This is a genomic window from Leucobacter celer subsp. astrifaciens (assembly GCF_001273835.1).
GTDB lineage: Bacteria > Actinomycetota > Actinomycetes > Actinomycetales > Microbacteriaceae > Leucobacter > Leucobacter celer.
Genome location: NZ_JHEI01000136.1, coordinates 1 through 20959 on the forward strand (window position 1 = coordinate 1; position 20959 = coordinate 20959).

Genomic DNA, 20959 nt, shown 5'->3' on the forward strand with positions numbered 1-20959 from the left:
GACACCGCCGGACACCTTTTCAGAAGCCCCGAGAGGCTCACCATCGCAGGTGAGCGTCTCGGGGCTTCTTCCATTTCCGCGCCGTTTTCGGCGCCCGCGCGCAGGGGAGCGGACGCCGCGCCCGGCCCCGCCGCCGTGCAGGTTTCACAGACGCGTTTCCGATAGAATCGACGCGGAGAACAGCACATGGCCGGACAGACGAAAGCGGGCTGCCTATGGGAGCGATGATGAGCATGCTGCTCGTTCTCGCTCTGAGCGCCATCCTGATCCACCCCATCGTGCAACGCTTCGGACGCCGCACCTTCATCGCGCTGGCGCTGCTGATGACTGCAGCCTTCGTGATGCTCCTCTGGCTCGCCCAGCCGGTCTTCTCCGGGGAGGTGCTGACGGAGTCCGTCGAATGGATCCCGCAGCTCGGCATGACCCTCTCCCTGCGCCTCGACGCCGTCTCCGCGCTCTTCGCGCTGCTGGTCACCGGCGCCGGTGCACTGGTGCTGCTCTACTGCAGGAACTACTTCGATGACGGAGAAGCCGGCCTGGCCCGCTTCGCCGCCGTCTTCATGGGCTTCGCGACCTCCATGCTCGGACTGGTGCTCGCGGATGACCTGTACCTGCTCTTCATCTTCTGGGAGGGGACCACGGTCTTCTCCTTCCTGCTGATCGGGCACGTCACACGCCTGCGCACCGCGAACGCGGCCGCCCTGCAGGCGCTCATGGTGACGACCCTCGGCGGTCTGGCCATGCTGGTCGGCTTCGTGCTCCTCGCCCAGCAGACCGGCACCTCGCTGCTCTCCGAAATCATCGCGAACCCCCCGCAGGGACCGGTCGCGACCGTCGCGGTCTTCCTGGTACTGGCGGGCGCGCTCTCGAAGTCGGCCATCTTCCCGTTCCACTTCTGGCTGCCCGGCGCGATGGCCGCCCCCACTCCGGTCAGCGCCTACCTCCACGCCGCTGCGATGGTGAAGGCCGGGGTGTACCTCATCGCCCGCATCGGCCCAGGGTTCGGCGATGTCGCCGGCTACCGGGAGACGCTGGTGGTGCTGGGTGCCGTCACGATGCTCAACGGCGGCATCCGCGCGCTCAAGCAGTTCGACATCAAGCTCATCGTCGCGCACGGCACGGTCAGCCAGCTCGGGCTGCTGGTCATGGTGTTCGGCGTGGCCGACCCCCGCGCGTCGTTCGCGGGACTCGCGCTGCTCCTCGCGCACGCCCTCGCCAAGGCGCCGTTGTTCCTCGCGGTGGGCATCATCGACCACTCCACGGGCACGCGCGACCTGCGCAAACTGTGCGGCGTCGGCCGGCGCATGCCGGTGCTCGCCGTCATCACGGCGGGGGCCGCGCTCTCGATGGCCGGCATCCCCCCGTTCGTGGGTTTCGTCGCGAAGGAATCGGCATTCACCGAGCTGCTCCGCATCGGCGCGGACGAGCCCCTCGGCTACGTCGCGTTCGGCGTCGCGGTGCTCGGGAGCGTGCTGACCGTGGCCTACATGGGCCGCTTCCTGTGGGGGGCCTTCGCCGATAAGCCCGATACCGTCGAGTGCGCCGTCATCCACCGGCCGAGCTGGGGGATCTACGTCGCTCCCGCCGCGTTCGTGCTGGCGACGCTCGCCGGCGGACTCCTGTCCTCGGCCGTCGATCCGGTGCTGCAGGCGACCGTGCCGGGCGCACACCCGGAGCACCTGGCGCTGTGGCACGGCCTCACCCCGGCGCTCGGCGCTTCGGCCGCGGTGATCGCGTTCGGCGTGCTGTTCGCCGTCCTGCTCTCGCGCAGCAGGAGCCAGCTCCCGGCGCTTCCCGAGCGGTTCTCGGCCTCGCACGCCTACTGGGTCGTGACCCACTGGGTCGACAGCCTGGCCGTGAAGGTCACCTCGCTCACGCAGCGCGGATCGCTGCCCTTCTACCTCGCGGTGATCCTCATCGTGGTGGTCGCAGCGCTCGGCGGAACGCTGCTCGTGACCGGTGAGTGGCCCGACGAGTTCGAGCTCATCAGCTCGCCGGTGCAGCTGCCCATCGCGATCATCATGATCGTGGCCGCGATCTTCTCGCTCCGCGCGCGCACTCGATTCCAGGCCGTGGTGCTCGTCGGCGTGACCGGGTACGGCATGGCGGCGATCTTCGCGATGCACGGCGCCCCCGACCTGGCGCTGACCCAGGCCCTCGTCGAGACCGTCACGCTCATCGCGTTCGTGCTGGTGATCCGCCGTCTCCCGCAGCGTCTCGGCAGCCGGCCGAGCCGCAAGGTGCGCTGGGGTCGGATGCTCATCGGGTCCGCGGTGGGGCTCGTGATCGGCGCGTTCGCCGTGGTCGCGCTCGGCTCCCGCATCGCGGAGCCGATCTCCCTGCAGATCCCGGGTCTCGCCTACTCCGGCGGCCACGGCACGAACGCGGTGAACGTGATGCTGGTCGACATCCGCGGCTGGGACACGATGGGCGAGCTCTCGGTGATCCTGGCGGCCGCGACGGGTGTCGCGTCGCTCGTGTTCCTCAGCACCCGCGCCGACCTCCGGCCGAAGATCAGCCGTCGCGACGCGCGATCGCAGGCCCGTGAGCACCTGCTGCGCATCGCCGACCCCGACGACTCGGCGACCCGCGTCTCCTGGCTGCTCGCGGGGCGCCACCTCAACCCCGCCCGGCGCTCGATCCTGCTCGAGGTCGTGGTGAGGCTGCTCTTCCACGCGCTCATCATCCTGTCGATCTACCTGCTGCTCACCGGCCACAACACGCCTGGCGGAGGCTTCGCCGGCGGACTCGTCGCGGGCCTCGCCCTGGTCGCGCGCTACCTCGCGGGCGGACGTTACGAGCTCGGAGCGACAGTGCCGCTCGACGCCGGCCGGATCCTCGGGGTCGGCCTGGCTCTCGCGGTCTCCATGGCGCTGCTGCCGATGCTGTTCGGGCAGGCCGCGCTGGCCTCGGCCTGGGTCGACGTCGACCTCGGCCCCTTCGGCACCCTGCCGCTCGTCACCTCGACGCTCTTCGACATCGGCGTGTACCTCGTGGTGTTCGGTCTGATCCTCGACGTTCTGCGCAGTCTCGGCGCCGAGATCGACGAACACGAGGAGGCCGAAGTCGCCGCCTTCGAGGAAGAGGAGGTGGGCGCCCGATGACCATGCCTCTCGTACTCGTCGCCGCCATGGTGGTGCTCTACGCCTGCGGCGTCTATCTCATGCTCGACCGAACCCTGACGCGGGTGCTGCTCGGCTTCCTGATGGTCGGCAACGCGACGAATCTGCTGATCTTCCTCATGTCCGGCTCCTTCGGCCTCGCACCCATCGTGGGCGAGGGATCCGCGGAGGAGATGAGCGACCCGCTGCCTCAGGCCTTCATCCTCACCGCCATCGTGATCACCTTCGGTGTGAGCGCGTTCCTGCTCGCGCTGATCTACCGATCGTGGCGCCTGGCTCATGACATGGACGATACGGTGCAGGACGACGAGGCGGATCTCGAGATCGCCTCCACGGAGGCGCTCACCACGGTCGAGGTCACGGACGAGGATCTGGCCGAGGCGCCGGAGTTCTCCGACGACAACGACGCGGACGATCACGATGGCGCCGATCACGATGGCGCCGATCACGATGGCGCCGATCAAGACGGCATCGACCACGACGACGCCGACGAGCAGCACGCCACCGAGACCCGGGACGGCGCAGCGCGTGAGCGCCTCCGCGAGAACGCCGATCGGCCCGCAGGGGCCGCCGATTCCACTGCAGGGGAGGGAGCCCGATGATCGCCCTCGTCCCCCTCGTGGTGCTGATCCCGCTCGCGGGTTCGGCCCTGGCGCTCGCCGTGCCCGGGCACCGCAAGCTCCAGCAGGGCATCACGCTCGTCGCGCTGAGCTTCGTGCTCGTGCTGAGCGGTGTGCTGATGTGGCTCGTGGACGCGCAGGGCACGCTCGTCATGGAGGTGGGCGGCTGGGCCGCACCGTTCGGAATCGCGCTCGTCGTGGACCGGGTCTCCGCGCTCATGCTGGTGGTCTCCTCGATCGTGCTGCTGGGCGTCTTCCTGTTCTCGATCGGCCAGGGCCTCGCCGACGGCGACGAGGACACCCCGGTCTCGATCTACTACCCGACCTACCTGGTGCTGGGCGCCGGCGTATTCAACGCGTTCATCGCCGGCGACCTCTTCAACCTGTACGTCGGCTTCGAGATCCTGCTCGTGGCGAGCTACGTGCTCATCACCCTGGGCGGTACCGTGCAGCGCATCCGGGCCGGCGTGACGTACGTCATCGTGTCGCTGGTCTCCTCGGTGCTGTTCCTCGCCGCCATCGCACTCATCTACGGGGCGACCGGTACGGTCAACATGGCGCAGCTCACGGTGCGCATCGCCGAACTGCCCAGCGAGATACAGCTGCTGCTCAACCTGGCGCTGCTCATCGCGTTCGGGATCAAAGCCGCCGTGTTCCCGCTCTCGTTCTGGCTGCCCGACTCCTATCCGACAGCGCCGGCTCCCGTCACGGCGGTGTTCGCGGGTCTGCTGACGAAGGTGGGCGTGTACGCCATCATCCGCAGTCAGACGCTGCTGTTCCCGAATTCGAGCGTCGACGGCGTGCTGATGGTGGTGGCCGGGCTCACACTCATCGTGGGCATCCTCGGCGCGGTCTCGCAACTCGACATCAAACGTCTGCTCTCGTTCACCCTCATCAGCCACATCGGCTACATGATCTTCGGCATCGCCATGGCGAACGCCGCGGGGTTCGCGGCCACGATCTACTACATCGCGCACCACATCATCGTGCAGACGACGCTGTTCCTCGCGGTGGGACTGCTCGAACGGCAGGGCGGCACGACCTCGATCTCCGGGCTCGGCGGCATGCTGCGCAGTGCGCCCGTGATCGCGGTGCTCTTCTTCATCCCCATGCTCAATCTCGGAGGAATCCCTCCGTTCTCGGGCTTCATCGGCAAGGTCGGGCTGTTCACCGTCGCCGCGGACCTCGCGACGCCGGGCGCGTATTGGCTGATCGGGGTGGGGGCGCTCGTGTCGCTGCTCACGCTCTACGCGCTCGCGCGCGCCTGGGTGCTGGCCTTCTGGCGGCCGCGGAAGCGACCGGAGCCGCCCGTCGAAACCGGCGCGCTGCCGAAGCCGACGGCGGAGGCCAAGCCGAGCGCCGAGGCGACGGTGCTGCGCCAGCGCGAGGAGGCGCTCTTCGAGCGGCTGCACGACGCCCCGGATGCGCGGCCGACGCAGGAGCAGAAGGAGATCCCGCGCCTCATGATCGCGGCCACCGCCGGCATGGTGACCGTGAGCGTCGCGCTGACGGTGTTCGCCGGCCCCCTGTACGCCTATGCCGATCGTGCGGGCGAAGACATGGCGGCGCCGGGCGAGATGGCTCAGCTGGTGCTCGGCGACACCCCCGGTCAGCTGGGCGGCGGCAGCGGGGACACACGACCCGAGGAGGGTGCGCCGTGATCCGGGCGGAGGCGCCGCGCGCCGCGCGCCGGGTCGAATGGTGGGTGCGGTTGCACGAGCTGCCGCTGCTCATCGGACTCGTGCTGCTGTGGATGATGCTGTGGCACGAGATATCGCCGCTGTCGCTCGCGAGCGGCTTCGTCGTCGCGATCGTCGTCATGCGCGTCTTCTACCTGCCGCCGGTGGAGCTCGCCGGCCGCTTCCACCCCTGGTACGCCCTGCTCTACCTGGGCTACTTCTTCTGGCACCTCGCCGTCGCGTCCTGGCAGGTGGCCTGGCTCGCGGTGCGGCCCGGGCCGCCGCCGCCGACGTCGATCATCTCGATCCGACTGCGCACCCGGAACGACTTCATCCTGACGATGGTGGGGCTCACGATCTCCCTGATCCCGGGATCGCTCGTCGCCGAGGTCGATCGTTTCAGCTCGATCCTGTACCTGCACGTGCTGAACACGCCGACCCAGCGCGAGATCACCTCGATGCGCCGAGAGGTGCGCCGGATCGAGCGTCTGCTGGTGCTCACCGTCGGTTCGAAGCAGGAGATCAGGGGGTTGAGATGAGCGCGGTGATGACGGCACTCGCGATCGCGGCCGGCGTGGGTCTCACGGCGACGGCGCTCGCGGCGATCGTGCGGATCGTGCGGGGGCCGACGATCCTCGACCGCATGATCGCCTCGGACGTGCTGCTGACGACGCTCATGCTCGCCGTGGGCATCGACATGGTGGTGCGCGGTCACACCGATACGATCCCGCTCATGACCGTGATCGCGGCGACCGCGACCTTCGCGACGATCGTGGTGGCGCGGTTCGTGAAGCGCCGTGCCGAGCAACCGACCATTCAGGAACCCACGAAGGGGGCCGGGCATGTCTGATACGGCACTCCTCGAGCAGATCATGGATCTCGCGGCCATGGTGTGCGTCTTCCTCGCCGCCGTGCTGTCGGTCGCGGCAGGGGTCGGGCTGCTGCGCTTCCCGGACGCGCTGAGCCGGTTGCACGCGGCCACCAAACCGCAGATCTTCGGGCTGCTGCTCGTGATCGCGGCGATCGCGCTCGACCAGAGGTCCGTCGCCACCCTGCTCGCGCTCGTGCCGGTGTTCGTGTTCCAGTCGCTCACCGCTCCGGTGGCGGCGCACATGGTCGGTCGAGCCGCGTACCGCACCGGGCAGCTCGACACCGGAACACTGGTGGTCGACGAACTCGGCCCCGCCATCGAGCGGGCGAACGAGCTGAAGCAGTAGAGGCCGTCTCGTGACCGCGATCACGGAGAAGCACGTCAGGCTGATGCGCCGGCTCGCCGGACGCGACGACTGGGTGAGCGCGTCGGAGATCGCAGACACGCTCGGCGTGAGCACGCGCAGCGTGCGAAACTACGTCGCGGCGCTCAAACAGGCCTACGGCGACGAGCTGATCGTCTCCTCCGAGCACGGCTACCGGCTCGACATGGCCCGCTACACCGAGCTGCCGCTGCGGAAGGACGACGCGCCGCAGCGACCCGAGCGGATCCCGCAACTCGCGCACGCGCTGCTCGAGGCACCGGAGGGGTGCACGGTCTACGAGCTCGCGGAGCGCTGCTACGTCAGCGACGCGACGATCGAACTCGACCTGCCGGTGCTGCGTGCGCTGTTCGCCGAGCACGACCTGGAACTCGCGCGCTCCGGCGGGCTGCTCGTGCCCCGCGGCAGCGAGAACGACCGGCGGCGCCTGATCGCGCGGCTGCACCGGGAGTCGCACACCTCGGGCTTCTTGGATCTCGCGCGGATCGCCGAGGCGTTCGACGCACCGGGCCTGTCGGCGCTGAGCCGCGAGCTCTCGGAGGCGCTCGACGCGAACGGCTTCCAGGTGAACGAGCTCTCACTCCCCGATGTGCTGCTCGAGTTCGCGATCGCGGGATCCCGCATCCTCGCCGGCTGCGAGCTCGAAGCGCCGGTGCGCGACTGGCTCGAGCCGCACGAGCAGCTGCTGTCTCAGATCCTCGGCGCTCTCTTCGAACGGCACCTCGGACTGCGCGTGCCCGAAGCGGAGCTGGTCCAGGCGACCGTTGCGCTGAGCACGCGCGCCGCCACACCCGCGTTCGCCCGCTCCCAGCGGCAGGAGGGGCTCGTGGCAGCCGATGTCGCGCTAACCGTGCGCGAGATCGTCGCCACTGCAGCGGAGAACTACTCGGTCTCGCTCGACGACGAGGAGTTCCTGTCGCGGCTCACGACCCACGTCGGCAACGTGCTCGCGCGCTCTCGGGATCGCGAGGTGCAGTACAACCCGATCACCAACACCATCAAGTCGGGCTACCCGGTGGTGTACGACCTCTCCGTGTACATCGCCAGCGGGCTGCAGCGCGCCTACGACGTCTCCTTCGACGATGACGAGATCGCCTACATCGCGCTGCACGTCGGCTCGCACCTGGAGCGGCACGCCGCGGGGGAGCGGCCGGTCAGCTGCACGCTCGTGTGCCCGAACTACTACGGGATGCATCAGCTGCTGCGCGATCGTCTGGAGGACGCGCTGGGAGCGGAGCTCGAAGTGACCGCAGTGGTGTCCGGCAGCGACGTGGACTGGGAGCGACTCGACACCGAGCTCGTCGTGACGACGGTGCCGCCGTCGCGCTACCAGGAGTCGGTGCTGCTGATCCAGCCGTTCTTCGCCGAGAGCGACGTGGAACGCGTACGCCGGATGATCCGCACCATCCGGCAACGCCGGCTGCGCGAGCACACCCGGACGAGGCTGCTGCAGTACCTGCGCCCCGAGATGTTCTTCCGCAACCTCGAGAGCGCCGGGAACGCGACGGAGGTCATCACGAGGCTCGGCGCGGTCATGACCGAGGCCGGGGTGGTGGACGAGAGCTACATCGCGGGGGCGCTCGAACGCGAGCGGCTGTCGTCGACGGTGTTCTCGGAGTCGGTGGCGATGCCGCACGCGATGACGATGGACGCGACCCAGACCGCCATCGCGATCGTGCTGAACGACGAACCGATCCGATGGAACGACTCGGGTGTGCAGCTCGTCTGCCAGATCGCGTTCTCCAAGGAGGACCGCAGGCTCTTCCAGGGCGTCTTCAACCAGCTCGTCGCGGTGTTCTCCGAGCCCGGGAGGGTGCAGCTGCTGCTGCGCACCGTCACCGACTTCGACAGCCTGGTCGAACAGCTCACCGTCTTCATGGAGGAGACCTAGCTAGGGCGCCGCTGGTCGAGCGAGCGCGCGAGCGAGGCGAGTCGAGACTGGCCTCGACTCGCCTCGCTTGCTCGACCAGCGGCGGCGGTGCCCGTCAGGCCGCCTGCTGCGACGCGCCGACCACCCGCACGAGCGGCGCCTGCAGCGGCGACTCGGCGTCGACTCCTGCGACCTCGCGCACGAACTCCTCGGGGGAGCGGGAGGCGAGCATCTGCTGCAGCTCGACGCTCTCGGGGTCCTCCGGCACATCGAACTCGAGCAGCGCGCCGATAGCGTCGAGCAGAGCGACGGGCTCGACGCCGAAACCGGCAAGCCTCTCCGCGGGCTCGATGAATCGCTCGTGGCGCGAGAGCTTGCGCAGGGGCTGCCGGCCGACGCGCTGCACCGTGTCCGTGATCCCCGGATTGGCGAAGCGCTCCAGGATCCTCTGCAGATACGCCTCCTGGGCCTCGGGGTCGAAGCCGTGGACTCGCACGAGCATCTCCTTCGTCTCGCGGAGCACCGCGAGCACGCGCGCGTGCACCTCCGGGTCCGCGAGCGACTCGGCGATCCCGGTGTGCCCGGCGGCCCGGCCGAGGTAGGCGGTCGTCGCGTGCCCCGTGTTCACGGTGAACAGCTTCCGCTCGATGTACGGCGCCAGATCCTCGACCCAGGTGACCCCGGGGATCTCGGGTCGCTCCTCACCGAACGGTTCCGACTCGATCGCCCACTCGAAGTAGCTCTCGACGGTGACGTCGAGCCCGGCGTCCGGACTCTGGCCGGGTACGATCCGGTCGACGGCCGTGTTCGCGAAGACCGCCCCGGCCGCGAGCTCCGGCCACTCCTCCTCGGAGACGAGCGCCCGCATCTCGCCGACGAGCATCCCGGTCGCGCCGATCGCGTTCTCGCAGGCCATGACGTGCAGGCGCGGAGCCCCGGACGAGCGCGCCCGGAGCCCGGCGACGATGAGCGGCGCGATGAATCTCAGGATGTTCGGGCCGACGGCCGTGGTCACGGCGTCGGCCGTCGCGATCTCGTGCACCACCGCTTCGGGATCCGCGGCGCTGTTGAGGGCGCGATACCCCGTGACCTCGTGGCTGATCGACGCTTCGCCGACCTCGTGCACGCGGTAGCCCGTCGACGAGGCCAGCTCGTCGATGAGCGCGGCGTTGACGTCTGCGAAGACGAGTTCGTAGCCCGCGCGGCCCAGCAGGAAGCCCACGAAGCCGCGACCGATGTTGCCGGCCCCGAAGTGCACCGCCTTTCGTACGGTCATGCGGCGTTCACGTTCGACAGCTCGGCGTAGAGCGCGTCGGCATCGGGCAGCGCGAGCAGCCGGTCGACCGCGGCCGCGTCGGAGAAGATCATCGCGATCTTCGAGAGGATGTCGAGGTGCTCGTTATCGCGCCCGGCGATCCCCACCACGAAGCGCACCTCCTGGCCGTCCCAGTCGATCGGATCGGCGTAGCGCACGAACGAGAGCGCCGAGCGCACGATGGCGTCCTTCGCCTCATTGGTGCCGTGCGGGATCGCCAGGAAGTTGCCCATGAAGGTCGACACCGACGCTTCGCGCTCCAGCATCGCCGCGACGTAGGCATCGGTGACGGCCCCCGCGTCGCGCAGCAGCCCGCCCGCCTCGCGGATCGCCGTGTCGCGATCGTTCGCCGTACCCGCCGCTATGACGTTGCGCCGCTCCAGGATCTCGGTCATCGTGCTTCCTCTCCTCCATTGCTGCGTTTCACGGTTTCGAGCACCTCATCGTAGCGAGGGCTGGACATGAAGTTGTCGACTGAGACGTGGTGAGCGCCGGGAATCCGATCCCGCGCCCGGTCGGTCAGATCCTGATGCGTGATGACGATCTCCGCGTCGCCCGGCTGGAGGTTCGCGATGGCCCGGTTGGTGACTTCGACGCCCTCGACGCCTGCGGCCTTCAGCTTGCCGCGCAGCACGGTGGCACCCATCGCGCTCGATCCCATACCGGCGTCGCAGGCGAAGATGATCGTCTCGATGCGGGTGGCGACGGCCGTCGGAGCGGAGGTCTCTCCCAGCGTCGACAGCACGTCGCTCGACTTGCCCTTGTTCGCCTCGGTCTGCGCGACCGCCCGGCTCAGGTCGCCCGCGTCCGCGGTCTCCAGGTCCCGCTTGCGCGACGCACGCAGGATGATGGAGGCGATGACGAAGGAGACGGTGGTCGACAGCACCACGGACAGCACGACTCCCACGTAGCTGTCGCTCGCGGTCTGCAGCAGCACCGCGATGATCGATCCCGGTGCGGCCGGCGCCCGCAGACCGCTGCCGAAGAGCGCGTTCGTGGCGACACCGGTCGCGCCGCCAGCGATGGCCGCGATGATGATCGCGGGCTTCATGAGCACGTACGGGAAGTAGATCTCGTGGATGCCGCCGAAGAAGTGGATGATCGCGGCCCCCGGAGCCGAGGCCTTCGCCATTCCGACGCCGAAGAACATGAAGGCGAGCAGGATCCCGAGGCCCGGGCCGGGGTTCGCCTCGACGAGGAAGAGGATCGACTTGCCGGTCTCGATCGCCTGCTGCGTGCCGATCGGGGTGAACACTCCGTGGTTGATGGCGTTGTTCAGGAACAGCACCTTCGCGGGCTCGACGATGAGCGAGAGCGCCGGCAGCAGGCCGAGGTTGAAGAGCCAGTCGACGGCCGTGCCGAGCGCCTGCGAGATGGCGCTGAAGATCGGGCCGAAGGCGAAGAAGCCGGCGATCGCGAGCAGCATGCCGAGGATGCCCGCCGAGAAGTTGTTGACCAGCATCTCGAAGCCGGCCTTGATCTTGCCCTCCCAGATGCGGTCGACCTGCTTCATGAGCCAGGCCGCGACCGGGCCCATGATCATCGCGCCGAGGAACATGGGGATGTCGGTGCCGACGATGACGCCCATCGTTGCGATCGTCGCCACCACCCCGCCGCGCGCGTCGTAGACCATGCGTCCGGCCGTGTTGGCGATGAGCAGGGGCAGCAGATAGGTGATCATGGGGCCGACCAGGCCCTCGAGCAGTGCGCTGCCGTCCCAGCGCCAGGCCGGGACCGGGCTCTCCGCGCCCATCCACCCGACGGGGATGAAGAGCGCGGTGATGAAGCCCCACGCGATGAATGCCGCGATGTTCGGCATGATCATGCCGGAGAGGAACGTGCCGAAGCGCTGCACGGCTACCCGTGCCCCGCCCCGCTGAGACGTCGTCGTTGTCGTCATGGTCGTCATCCTTACTTACTGTGTGTGAGAGATTGCGGATCGGACGGCGGCCTTCGCCTCATCCGCGTCGCTGGTATCGAGCGCGAGCCGCGCGAGCGTCTGAGCTCCGGCCAGGGTGTGGTTCGCGAGTTCTGCGCGGACCTCGGCGAGCGCGCTGGGGGACATCGAGAGGCTCGTGGCGCCGAGACCCACGAGAACGACGGCGAGCAGGGGATCCGCGGCCGCCTCGCCGCAGATGCCGATGGGCTTGCCGACGGTCTGGCCGGCCTTGCCCACCATGGACACGAGCTTCAGCACCGCGGGGTGCCACGGGCTCTGCAGGTGGGACACCGCGCCGAGCAGACGGTCGGCCGCCATCGCGTACTGCGTCAGGTCGTTCGTGCCGATGGAGCCGAAATCGGCGACCCGCAGCACCCGCCGGGCCAGCAGCGCCGCCGACGGCACCTCGATCATGACGCCGGCGGTCTTGATGCCCATCTCATGGGCGAGCCCGGTGAAGTAGGCGGTCTCCTCCACGGTTGCGACCATCGGGGCCATGACCCAGAGATCGGCATCCGTCTCGGCGTCGGCCGCCGCGAGGGCGGTGAGCTGATCGCGCAGCACGTTCTCGTGCGCCCGCAACGCGCGCAGGCCCCGCACGCCGAGCGCAGGATTCTCCTCCGGCGCGTCGTTGAGGAACGACAGCGGCTTGTCGGCTCCGGCGTCGAGCAGGCGCACCACGACCTTCTTGCCGGGGAAGCCGGCGAGCAGCGTGCGGTACTGCTCCTGCTGCTCGGCCACGGAGGGAGCCCGCGTCGCGTCGAGGAACATGAACTCCGTGCGGAACAGTCCCACGCCCTCGGCGCCCTGCTCCACGGCCTTCGCGATGCCCTCGGGCGAGCCCAGATTCGCGAGCAGGGGGACCGGTGTTCCGTCGGCGAGCGCCCCGTGCGAGAGCGCCGCCGTGATGCGCCGCGCCGCCGCGGCGATGCGCTGCTCGGCGTCGAGCAGTTGCGCCTCGTGCGGTCCGACGATGAGCGCGTCGCGAGCGGCGTCGAGGATCACGCGCTGCCCATCGCGCAGCTGCGCGGCGTCGCGGGCGCCCACGAGGGCAGGGATCGCCTTCTCCCGCGCGAGGATCGCGGTGTGCGAGGTGGGGCCTCCCTCGACGGTCACGAGCCCCAGCACCTTGTCCAGGTCGAGCAGCGCGGTGTCGGCCGGTGCCAGGTCGGTCGCCAGCAGCACGAACGGGAAATCGGGGGAGGGGACGCCGGGCGGCGGCAGTTCCTGCAGGTGAGCCCTGACGCGCTGCGAGATGTCGTCGAGGTCGGTGGCGCGCTCGGCCATGTAGCCGCCCATGCCCGCGAGCAGCTCGCGGAAGGCGGCGAAAGCCTCGAACACCGCGCGCTCGGCGGTGATCCCGGTCTGCAGGCGCTTCTCGATGTCGGATCCGAGTGCTGGATCGGCGGCCATCTGGGCCTGCGCGAGCAGTACCTCCTGGGCCTGGCCGCCGGCCTGAGCACCCCGCTCGGTGAGTTCCTCCGCGACGGCGGAGAGCGAGTGCTCGGCGCGGGCGAGCTCTGCATCGGCGCCCAGGGAGCTGGGGCCGGACGGCGGGTCGGGGAGCGGGTCGGGCATGCGCACGATCGGGCCGATCGCGATCCTCGTGCCGATCCCGGTGCCTGTGATCTTCATGACGTCATCCTCGAATCGGGGTTATGACTCGTCGTGGTCGGTCTCGAGCAGGCGCACGAGTTCGTCGAGCACCGCCTCCTCGCCGTCCGCGACGGCCAGTACGACCTCGTCGCCGTGGTTGATCCCCTGGGAGAGCACGCTGAGGATGCTCGCGGCGTCGACGGGGTCTCCGCCTGACTTCCGGATCGTCACGGCGGCGCCCGTCGCGGCGACGGCCTGGGTGAAGAGCGCCGCGGGGCGCGCGTGGAGACCGTGTGCGGAGCGGACGATGACAGTGCGTTCGGGCATGATGGGGTTCTCCGTCTGTATGGATGGATCGGTGGGGACAGGATGCTCGGGAACGGCCTGCACGGCCGGGGCCGGCGGGGTCGCGGACGCGACCGGATCCGGGCCGCCGAGCTCGAGCAGAAGCCGGCGGTAGGGGAGCTCGCCGCTGCGATCGGCGTACTCCTCGGACGACATCACGGCGATCCGGGCAGCGGGGTAGCGCTGCCGCAGTTCGGCGACGGCCGAGGAGAGGTGCGGGCCGAGGTAAATGAGATCGGGTTCGCCCGGCAGGAGATCGAGGGCCGCTGCCGCGAGGGAGAAGGGGAGATCCGCGATCGAGCGGATCCGCTGCACGATGAACTGGCTGGAGGCGCCAGCGCCGCACACGAGCACCACCTGCTTCACGATCAGCTCCTTTGCCGTTGTCGATCTCTCCTCATTGTGCTCGGGCTTTTCAGGGCGCGCCAATAAGGTCCTTTCCGCGGGTGCGGAAAGCGCGCTGAGCGCGGCGAGGAACGCGGCTCGGAGGGGCGCGATGCGGGGAGAGCAGCAGGCGCGAGGCGGGGTGAGGCGCGGGGCGCGGAACGGAGAGGCCGCGCAGCCCTCAGCTCGTGAGCTGGGCGGTGATCTCGTCGGCCCGGTCGGGCTGGCCGGTATCGCGCAGCAGCTCGATGAGCTCGCCGGCCACCCGGGTGCGCTCGGCCTGCTGTCTCGCGACGGTGAAGCCCTCGAAGGCCGATTCGAGCGACCACAGGGAGGCGGCGACATCACCGGAGTCGCGCTGCACACGGCCGGCGAGCCAGAATGCGTGCGCCGCGTCGGAGATACGGCCGATCGCGGCGAACTCCTCTGCTGCGGTCAGCGCTTCCGCGGAGGCCCGCTCGGAACCGAGCGCTTCGAGCTCGCCGACGAGATCGGTCGGATCGGCCGCGGCGATCGAACGGGCGAGCGTGTCGCGCAGGGTCGCGCGCCTGCCTCTCCAGTCGTGTCGTCGACGTTCTGCGAGCTCGTCGCTGAGCCCGGTGCCGTCGAACTCCGCGCAGCCGTCGAGCTCGGCGGCCGTCGCGGTGATCTGGGCGCCGGAGTCGGCCATGCGGGCAGCGATGGGCGCCCACGCTGCGAGCACGGCGACTCGCACCTCGGGGTCGGCCTCGCCCGCCATGAGCCGCGGAACCGCCAGGCCGAACCGTTCGTGAGCCGACGCGTCATCGTCGGAGACCGAGGAGCACTGCGCAGCTTCGGCGTATGCGAGACCCGCCTCTGCGATCAGCCCCTCGGCTTCCGACGCTCGGGCGGCCTCGAGATAGGCGGCTCCGGCACCGTGATAGTCGCGTTCGGCGGCGATCGCCTCGGCCCGCTGGAAGAGCTCCACGGCCGTGGCCGGCCCGGTAGCCGGGCGCTCGGCCCGTCGGTCTGCCGGCGCGGCGGCGGGGACGGTCTCGACGCTCGCGCCGCCCGGCGTCGACGGGACGGCGGTGGTCGGCAGGGGCAGCGGTGCGCGTCTCGCGGCCAGCGCACGGGACACCCGTTCCGAGTAGTGGGCGTTGCCGTTGCGGGCGTCGAACTGCGAAGCGAGAGCAGCGGCCTCGGCGTGCACCCAGCCGTGCAGCTCGCGCACCGTGCGCCACTCCGGCTCGTGCAGGCCGGTCGTCAGCTCGCCCCTGTCGGAGTTCGCCGAGAGGCCCGAGAGCACGCCCAGCAGGAAGCGCAGGCGGAAGAGCGGCGTGGACGCCCGGCGCAGCAGGCCCGGGTAGTCGTTGCGCAGCCGGCGGAGCGCCTGTTCGAGTTGCCCGCCCAGCGCAAGCATCTCGAAGCCCTGCCCGCGCGCCGGCGCGAAATCGCTCGTGTCGCCGTCGTCGCTGGCCACGGCCTCCATGAGGGAGGTCTGCGCGAGCACCGGATCGCCGACGAGCAGCGCCGAGAGTGCCAGCGCGTAGCGGGTGCGCGCGGGTTCGAGATTGCAGGAGGCGTCCTGCGTCAGCGCCAGTTCGACGGCCTCGGCGTGGCGGCCGCTCTCCGAGAGGTAGTCCACCTGCTGTCCGATGGTGCAGGCGCGGCAGTCCTCGAACTCGTCGCGCAGGCCGGTGATCCACTCGATGCGAGCGGTCTCGGCCGCGGGCCGGCCGGTGTGCCAGAGCCAGCGGAACCGGCTCATCCGCACCGATGACAGCCCGTGTCCCGCGAGCTCGAAGCGGCGCTGCATATCCGAGAGCAGGGACTCGGCCTGCGACAGCGTGATCTGCGGGTAGTCCGGGAGATCTCCCGCGATCCACTTGAACTCCCAGAAGAGGTTGCGCTCGTCGCCCTCGTCGAAGAGCTCGGGACTCTCGTCCCAGAGGCGCAGCAGGCGGGCGAAGACGACGAAGGCCTTCGCCCCCTCGTCCGAGAAGGTGTAGGCCTCGACGAGGTCGAGCAGCGCCTCGGCGAGCTTCTCCCGCGGGCCCTCGGCCTCGATCCGGCGGCTCACCGCCTCGGCGGCGGAGATACGGGCGACTCCGTAGGGCATGTTCCGGATATCCCGGAGTTCGCGTTCGACTGCAGCGTTCACGGGGTGTCCTCCTGAGGGGGATGCTCGGTTCCGGCGGATGTGAGTGACGCGTCGAGCAGCACGCTCAGGGCATCGGAGAGGGCTATCGACTCGGCCGAGCGCAGGCCCTCGCCGGCGAGCATCACCGCGGAGAGATACAGGGAGCGCAGCCCGGCGTCGAACACCTCTCCGAGAGGTGCGGCGAGCAGCCGGCGGACCACCGGGGCCTCATCATTGAGCACGAGGGTGCGGGTGCGGGCTGTGCCGCGCTCGGCGAAGGCGTCGAGCAGTCCGCCCCACAGATCGGGCGAGGCGGCGCGCTCGCGATCCAGCTCGCGCCGGTGCTCTCCCTCGGAGTCGCGCAGCAGGATCGCGGGAACCGAGTCGGGGGAGAAGGTGCGCACGATCGCGTCGCAGTCGTCGGCGGCGAGCACCTCGCGCGCGCGGCCGAGCGCGGCGGCGACCTCCATCTCGCGGCCGACGTCGACCGCGCCCAGCACGTGCACGAGGTCGGAGCTCTGCAGCTCGCGCGCCCGCCAGCCGTGCCGCCCGGCGAGCCGCTGCATGATGTCGGCATCGTAGACGTAGCCCGCGTTCACGACGACGAGTCCCTGCGCGCGGGCCACGGCCGCGACGCGTCGGTAGGCCTCGGTGGTGGTCGTGTAGACGATCTCGGTGCTGTCGGCATCGGTGCGTTCGGCATCGGTGCTGTCGGCATCGGTGCTGCGCGCCGCCTGAGCCAGCGTCAGCGGACCGTCGGTGGTTTCGAAGGGCAGCACCTCGGCGACGAGTTCGAGCATGTCGCCGTCGGTGAGTGCGAGTGCGCGCAGCGCGAGATGGTGCGTTTCGAGCACGGCACCGGCGAGCGGGCCGGGACGGCGCAGCGTGTCGAGCGCCCAGCGCTTCAGCTGTTCGCCGAGTGCCTCGCGCACGCCCAGCAGCACCTCGTCCTCGTGCAGCTGCTCTCGAGAGGCCGTGGGGGAGAGCGTCTCGGTGTCGAGCACGGCCCTGGTGAAGAATGCCCACTCGGGCAGCACGCGGTCGACGCGGGGGCCGAGCAGCATGCGCTTCGTGTAGACGCGATGCTGGCCCGAACCGGGTGACACCGCCTGCGGCAGCACGAACGCCACCCCGCTCAGACCGGCCACCGGAAGATCGAGGTCGATGTGCGTGAGCGGGGTGAAACCGAGGGTGCGCTCGCAGTACTCGGCGAGCGCACGGTCGCGGGCGTCGTCGGAGGGGTGCTCCGCGCGCCAGGGCAGCTGGGGCTCGGTGATGCGCCGCCAGAGCGGAGCGGATCCGGCGACGGGCACGCGCACCGCGATGTCGAACGGCAGCAGGGATCCGTACTCCCGTGCCAGTTCGAGCACCGTGCCGTTCTCGAGCCAGTGCGCGGCGTCGCGTCTGGCGGTGAGCGTGACCGTCGTGCCGACCGGCGCGGCGGGATCCGGATCCTCCGAGACCTCGAAGGTGCCGTCGGCGCGGCCCTCCCAGAGGATCGCGGGGGCGTCGTCGCGAGCCGAGCGCGACCGGACCTCGATGCGGTCGGCGACCATGAACGCCGCGAGCAGGCCGATGCCGAACTGGCCGATGAACTCGGTGCGGCCGAGCCCGAGTGCGGGGTCCCGTTTCGAGGATCGGCCGATCGTGGCGAGCAGCTCCGCGGCTTCGGTCGCCGTGAGGCCGACGCCCGTGTCGCTGACGCTCAGCGTCGCATCACCATCGGGATCGACGTCGGTGCTCAACCGGATCGTCGCCGCGGCCCGTGGATCGAGCTCGAGCCGCGCGGTGACGGCGTCGACCGCGTTCTGGATGAGCTCTCGCAGGTACACCTGCGGGCCGGAGTAGAGATGACGCGAGAGCAGGTCGACCATGCCGGCGAGATCGACTTGGAATCGTTCGGACACGTGGCTCCTGTGAATCGGCGGCGTAGGCGGGGTGCGGGCGGTGGCGCGCGGGAGCAGCGCGCCACCGTCGGTTCACTCCACCGGCCGGTACTTCTCCCAGGCCTCGGGGAACTGCTCGTTGATGTGCTCGAAGAAGGCCATGCTGGTGTTGACGACGCAGACGAGGTGCTGCATGAGCTGCTCGTCGGTGATGCCGTGCTCGTAGTCGACGTTGTGCTCGGTGTTGATGCGCACCATGCCCTCGTCGTCGCGCCCGACGTAGGTCTTGGGCCACAGCTTGTCGGCGTTCCAGATGTTGCAGGTCTCGAGCGCTCGCCCGTAGTCGTCGCTCTCGAGGCGGCCGCGCCAGAAGCCGCGTACGCACAGCAGTTCGTCGCTGTTGCCGTTGACGAAGAAGTAGAAGGAGCCGTACTCCCAGCCTCCGCCGATATCGCCGTCGGAGTCGACGTTGTACGACCAGCCCGCGCTCTCGAGCGCGGTCTTGATGCGGTCCTTCGAAAGCGGCGCGAGAGCACCTGGTGCGCTCGACGTCGGCCCGTCGTCCTTCGTGAAGAATCCCATGGGGTGTGTCCTTTCGTGCGGTGCGTTCAGAGTATCGGGTAGGGTCGCAGGGTCCTACCGGGAGAGGCAGGTTCCGCACCGGAATCACGGCAGCCACCGCGCATCGGCGACCGTTCGCAGCGGTGCCGGCTCGGGGTTCGTGCAGACCCAGGCGACCGCGAGTTCGCTCAGACGGTAGACCTGCTGCTCGTTTCCGCGCCCCGAGCGGAGCGCGCTCGTGAGCCGCAGCGCCTCGGCGAGGTCGCCCTCGGGGAGCGGCGACCCGCTGTCGAGATGGGCGGGGAGCGCGCCGAGCATGCTCCTGAAATCGCGATCCCAATTCCGGCTCCGATTGTCGAGGATCTCTCGGGCGATTCTCCCGGTGATCCGGATCACCTCGCCCTGCACGGTCCGGGCCGCTCCGCTCGCCGGCACCAGGAGCTCCCAGAACGCCTGGTGCCTGTCCTGCCAGCTCCCCGCGGGTACGGGGATCGGTGCCGTGCCGTCGTGCAGCATCCGGGTCTGCATCGGTGCCGTGCCGAAGAGCCGGTACAGCTCGCGGAGCCCGGCGTCGGCTTTCGGCAGCAGGGCCGCGCTGAAGCTCGGACGATGGAGCTCGAAGTTCCTCCCGATGCGCTCGACCGCCGCGCGCATCTCCGGTGTCACCGCGCTGCCCGCGTCGAGGAGCAGCTCGGCCACCCGGGCCATACCGGGAATCGTGCTGTTGGCGGTGGACCTGAGCGCGCGCAGCAGCGACGTCTCCCCGAAGTCGTCGACGGCGCGGACATCGGCGCCGTGCGCGAGGAGCGCCCGTGTGGTCTCGGGCTTCTGGCGCGCCGCCGCGGCGTGCAGCGGCGTACCGCCGCGACGCCGCGCGCGCTGGATATCGGCTCCGAGCGACAGCAGCAGGGGGATCTGCTCGGCGCGGCCCGCAGCGGCGCGCTCCCACAGCGGGGTCGCGCCGTGCTCGTCGGCCGTGTCGACATCGAGCCCGTGCTCGACCAGCCAGATCACCAGTTCGTCCGGACAATCCGGGAACCCGATGGCGGTGGTTCTGGTCTGGCCTCCGCGCGCGTCGAGCGGGCGCGTGTCGAACACCGCCGTGAGCTCGTCGATCGAAGCCCTGCGCAGCATCTTGTCGAAGCCGCCCGGCAGCCGTCGCCCGGTGCGCTTCCCCGTTCCCGGCTCTCGCGCTTCGGCCGGGCGGAGGGGCGGCGGGGCCGTTCCGATGGCGGGCCTCACGAGGGGAGCCCCAACCGCGCGTCGCGACCGGGGGAGGGAGCGGGTGCGAAGCCGATGCAGACGAGGTTCGGCGCGTTCGGATCCTTGCACCGCGTCAGGCCGTCGTCGGTCCACCGGTCGACGAAGGGGCCGGTGAGCAGGTATTCGCGGGAGTGCGGCTCCGATCCGTTCAGATGCGCCAAGGGAGCACCGCCCAGGGGCCGTCGAGCGTCGCGTCGAGTGCGTCCGACATGATCCCCGCGGCCGCGACGGCCCGGCGCAGCCCGCGGCGGCTGAACGCCCCGTCGTTCGGGACCATCGCGGAGCCCAGCGCATAGCTGCGGCCGAACGCCTCCCAGGAGTCGAACTCGTGCCGGGCGATCGCGTTCACGTAGCCGATGAGTCGCAGCGATTCCGTCTGGGAGAGGAGGCCCAGGCCGACACCCCAGACGCTCACGGCGACCGCCTGGCCCAGCGGGTACGCGTCCAGGCTCACCACCGGCTCGTCCGGCGGGAACGCGTGCTCTCCGACCCCGTCCTCGTAGGCCAGCACCGCGCGTACGAAGCTGCGCGCGTCGTTCCCGTCGATCCCGGCGCGCTCGAGCGCCCGATCCCATAGCCGGGCCGACGAGCGCGCCGCGCCGCGGGTGGCGCGCCCGGCGTCGACGCGCAGCTCGAGCAGGTGCCTCCACTGCGGGCGACGGTGCCGGTGATTGACGAGGTCGTATGCCGCGATGAGCAGGTCGGCGGTGGTGTGCAGCCGCCAGTCCTCTCGCACTCGCTGCTGCTCCGCTTCGGAGAGCGTGCTCGCGGTCGGGTCGTTCCAGGGGCTCCCCGCGGCGACGAGCTGCTGGATGCCGAGCGCCAGCAGGTTTGCCTCGCGGGAATCGACCGGGTGCTCCGTGTGCGCGAGGAGCCGCTCGGGGCTGGTGATGGGGTTCATGAGCGGTGGGAGCTGCCTCTCGACGAGAATCTGCGGTGGTTCTCCCTCACTATCGTCCGGACCGTGCGGTTCGGGCGACCCCAGCGCCATCTTAGGGCACGATCGCGTCTTCAGGCCAGAG

Annotated in this window: 18 protein-coding genes; 7 read left to right on the plus strand and 11 right to left on the minus strand. The window is 70.0% G+C overall.

From position 1 onward, the window contains the following. The first annotated feature begins 224 nt into the window (after positions 1-224). The 7 genes from AMS65_RS08150 to AMS65_RS08180 are packed head-to-tail and all read left to right on the plus strand — an operon-like array spanning position 225 to position 8565. Positions 225-3104: a Na+/H+ antiporter subunit A gene (locus AMS65_RS08150; RefSeq protein ID WP_241489383.1), complete on the plus strand. Its 2880-nt coding sequence runs from the start codon at positions 225-227 to the stop codon at positions 3102-3104. Beyond that, on the plus strand, positions 3101-3724 hold the full coding sequence (locus AMS65_RS08155; protein WP_075200920.1) for a Na(+)/H(+) antiporter subunit C: 624 nt from the start codon (positions 3101-3103) through the stop codon (positions 3722-3724). The genes AMS65_RS08150 and AMS65_RS08155 overlap by 4 nt, the downstream gene beginning before the upstream one ends. Next, positions 3721-5403: a Na+/H+ antiporter subunit D gene (locus AMS65_RS08160; RefSeq protein ID WP_053383688.1), complete on the plus strand. Its 1683-nt coding sequence runs from the start codon at positions 3721-3723 to the stop codon at positions 5401-5403. The genes AMS65_RS08155 and AMS65_RS08160 overlap by 4 nt, the downstream gene beginning before the upstream one ends. Continuing rightward, positions 5400-5960 carry a Na+/H+ antiporter subunit E gene (locus tag AMS65_RS08165; RefSeq protein WP_053383689.1) on the plus strand — a complete coding sequence of 187 codons (561 nt, stop codon included), beginning with the start codon at positions 5400-5402 and terminating at the stop codon, positions 5958-5960. Before AMS65_RS08160 ends, AMS65_RS08165 begins: the two co-directional genes overlap by 4 nt. Before the next feature lie 8 nt (positions 5961-5968). After that, the gene (locus AMS65_RS08170) at positions 5969-6271 is read left to right on the plus strand and encodes a monovalent cation/H+ antiporter complex subunit F (protein ID WP_241489384.1); all 303 of its coding nucleotides are present in this window, start codon (positions 5969-5971) and stop codon (positions 6269-6271) included. Next, positions 6264-6638: a monovalent cation/H(+) antiporter subunit G gene (gene mnhG / locus AMS65_RS08175; protein ID WP_053383691.1), complete on the plus strand. Its 375-nt coding sequence runs from the start codon at positions 6264-6266 to the stop codon at positions 6636-6638. The genes AMS65_RS08170 and mnhG overlap by 8 nt, the downstream gene beginning before the upstream one ends. A gap of 10 nt (positions 6639-6648) precedes the next feature. Next, on the plus strand, positions 6649-8565 hold the full coding sequence (locus AMS65_RS08180; protein WP_053383692.1) for a BglG family transcription antiterminator: 1917 nt from the start codon (positions 6649-6651) through the stop codon (positions 8563-8565). A 94-nt stretch (positions 8566-8659) separates the two neighbouring features. Here the strand turns inward: AMS65_RS08180 and AMS65_RS08185 are convergent, their stop codons facing one another. The 11 genes from AMS65_RS08185 to AMS65_RS08235 form a co-directional block, all read right to left on the minus strand. Next, the gene (locus AMS65_RS08185) at positions 8660-9820 is read right to left on the minus strand and encodes a mannitol-1-phosphate 5-dehydrogenase (RefSeq protein ID WP_053383693.1); all 1161 of its coding nucleotides are present in this window, start codon (positions 9818-9820) and stop codon (positions 8660-8662) included. Beyond that, a complete protein-coding gene (locus AMS65_RS08190) occupies positions 9817-10254 on the minus strand; it encodes a PTS sugar transporter subunit IIA (protein ID WP_053383694.1) in 438 nt (145 codons plus the stop codon). Before AMS65_RS08190 ends, AMS65_RS08185 begins: the two co-directional genes overlap by 4 nt. Then, positions 10251-11759, minus strand: coding sequence for a PTS mannitol transporter subunit IICB (locus AMS65_RS08195; RefSeq protein ID WP_394324723.1), 1509 nt, complete (start codon positions 11757-11759; stop codon positions 10251-10253). Before AMS65_RS08195 ends, AMS65_RS08190 begins: the two co-directional genes overlap by 4 nt. A gap of 15 nt (positions 11760-11774) precedes the next feature. Next, the gene (ptsP, locus tag AMS65_RS08200; protein WP_053383696.1) at positions 11775-13433 is read right to left on the minus strand and encodes a phosphoenolpyruvate--protein phosphotransferase; all 1659 of its coding nucleotides are present in this window, start codon (positions 13431-13433) and stop codon (positions 11775-11777) included. Between the two features lie 21 nt (positions 13434-13454). Continuing rightward, positions 13455-14105, minus strand: coding sequence for an HPr family phosphocarrier protein (locus tag AMS65_RS20755; RefSeq protein ID WP_394324724.1), 651 nt, complete (start codon positions 14103-14105; stop codon positions 13455-13457). Between the two features lie 199 nt (positions 14106-14304). Next, entirely contained in the window at positions 14305-16248 is a 1944-nt protein-coding gene (locus tag AMS65_RS08210; RefSeq protein WP_053383697.1) for a hypothetical protein, read from the minus strand. Then, on the minus strand, positions 16245-18134 hold the full coding sequence (locus AMS65_RS08215) for an HSP90 family protein (protein WP_053383698.1): 1890 nt from the start codon (positions 18132-18134) through the stop codon (positions 16245-16247). Before AMS65_RS08215 ends, AMS65_RS08210 begins: the two co-directional genes overlap by 4 nt. Before the next feature lie 72 nt (positions 18135-18206). Continuing rightward, positions 18207-18695, minus strand: coding sequence for a type III secretion system chaperone family protein (locus AMS65_RS08220; protein WP_053383699.1), 489 nt, complete (start codon positions 18693-18695; stop codon positions 18207-18209). Between the two features lie 84 nt (positions 18696-18779). Continuing rightward, the gene (locus tag AMS65_RS08225; protein WP_241489385.1) at positions 18780-19916 is read right to left on the minus strand and encodes an ankyrin repeat domain-containing protein; all 1137 of its coding nucleotides are present in this window, start codon (positions 19914-19916) and stop codon (positions 18780-18782) included. Continuing rightward, positions 19913-20098 (minus strand): hypothetical protein, encoded by a 186-nt coding sequence (locus AMS65_RS08230; protein ID WP_053383701.1) that lies wholly within the window; start codon positions 20096-20098, stop codon positions 19913-19915. Before AMS65_RS08230 ends, AMS65_RS08225 begins: the two co-directional genes overlap by 4 nt. Beyond that, the gene (locus AMS65_RS08235) at positions 20086-20838 is read right to left on the minus strand and encodes a DUF1266 domain-containing protein (RefSeq protein WP_053383702.1); all 753 of its coding nucleotides are present in this window, start codon (positions 20836-20838) and stop codon (positions 20086-20088) included. Before AMS65_RS08235 ends, AMS65_RS08230 begins: the two co-directional genes overlap by 13 nt. Positions 20839-20959: the final 121 nt, after the last annotated feature.

Coding starts and splice junctions, on each gene's coding strand:
- AMS65_RS08150 (WP_241489383.1), top strand. CDS start 225: ATGATGAGCATGCTGCTCGTTCTCGCTCTGAGCGCCATCCTGATCCAC.
- AMS65_RS08155 (WP_075200920.1), top strand. CDS start 3,101: ATGACCATGCCTCTCGTACTCGTCGCCGCCATGGTGGTGCTCTACGCC.
- AMS65_RS08160 (WP_053383688.1), top strand. CDS start 3,721: ATGATCGCCCTCGTCCCCCTCGTGGTGCTGATCCCGCTCGCGGGTTCG.
- AMS65_RS08170 (WP_241489384.1), top strand. CDS start 5,969: ATGACGGCACTCGCGATCGCGGCCGGCGTGGGTCTCACGGCGACGGCG.
- mnhG (WP_053383691.1), top strand. CDS start 6,264: ATGTCTGATACGGCACTCCTCGAGCAGATCATGGATCTCGCGGCCATG.
- AMS65_RS08185 (WP_053383693.1), bottom strand. CDS start 9,820: ATGACCGTACGAAAGGCGGTGCACTTCGGGGCCGGCAACATCGGTCGC.
- AMS65_RS08190 (WP_053383694.1), bottom strand. CDS start 10,254: ATGACCGAGATCCTGGAGCGGCGCAACGTCATAGCGGCGGGTACGGCG.
- AMS65_RS08195 (WP_394324723.1), bottom strand. CDS start 11,759: ATGACGACAACGACGACGTCTCAGCGGGGCGGGGCACGGGTAGCCGTG.
- ptsP (WP_053383696.1), bottom strand. CDS start 13,433: ATGAAGATCACAGGCACCGGGATCGGCACGAGGATCGCGATCGGCCCG.
- AMS65_RS08220 (WP_053383699.1), bottom strand. CDS start 18,695: ATGGGATTCTTCACGAAGGACGACGGGCCGACGTCGAGCGCACCAGGT.
- AMS65_RS08235 (WP_053383702.1), bottom strand. CDS start 20,838: ATGAACCCCATCACCAGCCCCGAGCGGCTCCTCGCGCACACGGAGCAC.